Source organism: Paraburkholderia sp. EG304 (genome assembly GCF_046543485.1).
GTDB lineage: Bacteria > Pseudomonadota > Gammaproteobacteria > Burkholderiales > Burkholderiaceae > Paraburkholderia > Paraburkholderia youngii.
Genome location: NZ_JBKGUA010000173.1, coordinates 1 through 2,564, shown reverse-complemented (window position 1 = coordinate 2,564; position 2,564 = coordinate 1). Strand labels below are relative to the sequence as shown.

Annotated in this window: 2 protein-coding genes; both read right to left on the bottom strand. The window is 64.1% G+C overall.

Annotated elements, in window-relative coordinates; all coding sequences use genetic code 11:
- Positions 1 to 92 precede the first annotated feature (92 nt).
- Positions 93 to 860 (bottom strand): IS21-like element helper ATPase IstB, encoded by a 768-nt coding sequence (istB, locus tag ACLFKU_RS43005; RefSeq protein ID WP_410853292.1) that lies wholly within the window; start codon positions 858 to 860, stop codon positions 93 to 95.
- Positions 861 to 872: 12 nt separating this feature from the next.
- Positions 873 to 2,396 (bottom strand): IS21 family transposase, encoded by a 1,524-nt coding sequence (gene istA / locus ACLFKU_RS43000; RefSeq protein WP_342965157.1) that lies wholly within the window; start codon positions 2,394 to 2,396, stop codon positions 873 to 875.
- Positions 2,397 to 2,564 lie beyond the last annotated feature (168 nt).

Below are 2,564 nucleotides of genomic sequence, written 5' to 3'. Positions count from 1 at the left end.
TGCGGATTTCGGCGAACGTGACCGCCGATTTCGGGAACGTGACCGATTCGGCGGGGTTGGGCGTTGCGCGGTGTCGATTGTAGATTTCCTTGTCAGTTCTGGTCGAGTTCCGGCTCCAGGACGTTGGGTTTTGGGGATGATTTTCTGAGCGACTCGCCGGTCAGCGTGATGCGGTGATGACGTTGCATGAGACGATCGAGCATCGCATCGGCGATGGTCTCGTCGCCAATCCAGCCGTGCCAGTGCTCGATCGGCAACTGGCTGGTGACGATGGTCGCCTTGCCTGCCGCGCGGTCATCAATGATCTCGAGTAGATCGTTTCGAACCATCGCGTCGAGGGGCGCCATGCCCCAGTCGTCCAGTAGAAGCACGTCAATGCGGGCAACCTGCAGCAACCATTTCGTGAAGCCGCCGTTACCGTGCAGGACGCGCAGTTCCTCGCCCAGTCGCGGCACGCGCAGGTACAACGCTGAGTGCCCGCGCCGACAGGCGTATTGGGCCAGGGCGCATGCGAGCCACGATTTGCCCGCGCCGGTTGGGCCGCTGATGAGCAGGCTGTATCCGGCTTCGACCCAGTCGCCAAGTGCCAGGCTCGTGAGCGAACGCGGGTCAACGCCTCGGCCAGCGCGAGTGTCGAGATCTTCAATGGCGGCCTGCGGATACTTGAGGCGCGCCTGCTTGAGCAGTCGGGTGCGACGGCGATCATCACGCCAGCTCGTTTCCCGGTCGACCAGCAGCGACAGGCGTTCCTCGAAGCTCAGGCTGGCCACGCCGGGCTGCGTCAACTGTTCCTCCAGTCCGTCAGCGAAGCCATCCAGCTTCAGGGTGCGCAGCTGCGTCAGGGTCTGTTGCATCATCATGGCGTGTTCTCTTTATTGGTAGTAGCTGGGGCCGCGTACATGCGCATGGCTGGGGCTGATCCAGTCGGCAGGCGCTGTCGTTGCCGCCCGGTCGCGGTTGTTGATCAGGATGTCGCGCACATGGCGGTAACGGTGCACGCCCAGCTCCAATGCCAGCGCACAGGCCGCTTCGAGACGCTCACGACCGTAGCGACGTGAGAGTGACAGCAAGCCGAGGCAGGCCCGATAGCCGTGTTCGGGGTGGCGTTGCTCCTGCAGCAGCCGGGTAACGAGCGCGCCGGTTGCTGCGCCGATCTGCTGGCCCCAGTGAATGAGCCGCTGTGGCGTCCATTCGAGATGGGCGCGGTGCGCCGCCGGCATGTGCTCGACGATGGTGGTGTAAGCGCCCGCGCTGTCGTCACGGGCGTGGCTGGCGACACGGCGCCCACGATGCAACAGTTCGACAGCGCCCGCCGTGATGCGCGCATCGAGCTTGAGTCCGACCAGCGCGTGCGGCACGCTGTAGCGGTGTTTGTTGACCTCAACGTGATAGTCGATGTGGACCGTCACCGTCTTGAATCGAGCGAGCTCATAGGGCTGTGCCGGCAGCGGCTGTAGAGCCGGCGCGTCCAGTTCGGCGAATGCGCTGGCACGACATCCCGGCAGCTTCTGGAACGGGCGCTCGTTCAGGTTCTTCAATAGCGGACGGATCGCGTCATCGACCGACTGGACCGACGCAAACCGGTGATGACGCAGACGCGCCATGATCCAGCGTTCGACCACCTGGACCGCAACCTCTACTTTCGGCTTGTCCCTCGGGCGATAGACGCGGGCAGGCAGGAACGACGTACCGTAATGACGCGCGAAGTCCAGCACGGTGTCGCCGGCGCGAGGTTCATAGCGGTCGGGATCGGCAATCATCGCGCGCGGATTGTCTGGCACGATCAGTTGCGGCACGCCGCCATAGAAGGTCAGCGCGCGTGCGATGCCGCCCAGCCAATCCTCCATCGTCTCTGCCGGCGTCGCGCACGCGAACGTATAGCTCGAGGCGCCCATGGCCGCCACAAAGATGTGTGCGCGTCGCCCCGTGGTCAGAGGCAGCGTCGGACCCGCGAAGTCGACGAACAGCTTCTCGCCGGCGCGGTGGATCTGCCGCATCGAGCGTTTCAGGCGTTTCGTGAACGCCTTGTAATGCTCGCAGAACTGCGTGTAGCGGTAGGTCTGCCGGTCCGCAAACTCGGCCTGGTACTCCTCCCACAGCAACGTCAGCGTCACGCCCTTGCGGCGCAATTCCTGATGGATACGCCCGTAGTCGGGCTGGGCGTAGGCTGCTGGACCCGTCGGCTTGCCGAGAAGCCGCCGCTCGAGCTCGCCTTCGTCCATGTCACAGGCACTCGCCCAGTCCAGCCCGGCGGCGCCAGCCAGTCCGACGTACTTCGTGACCACGCCCTTGGAAATACCCAGCGACGCGGCGATCCGATCGTGGGAGAAGCCGCCGTCGAATTTAAGTCGTAAAACGTCCTTGATCATGCGCATGTTCATCCGGTGCGCGGGCATGCTCTCTCCGGCCAAAGCCGGCGAGCATAGCCCGCGTGGTTGATGTCATGCGCAACGCCAATCCTGCCGTCCGGTCCGCTCGGTCACGTTCCCGAAATGACCGGTCACGTTGCCGAAATCCCCGGTCACGATCCCGAAACGGCCGGTCACGTTCATCCGAAATACGCA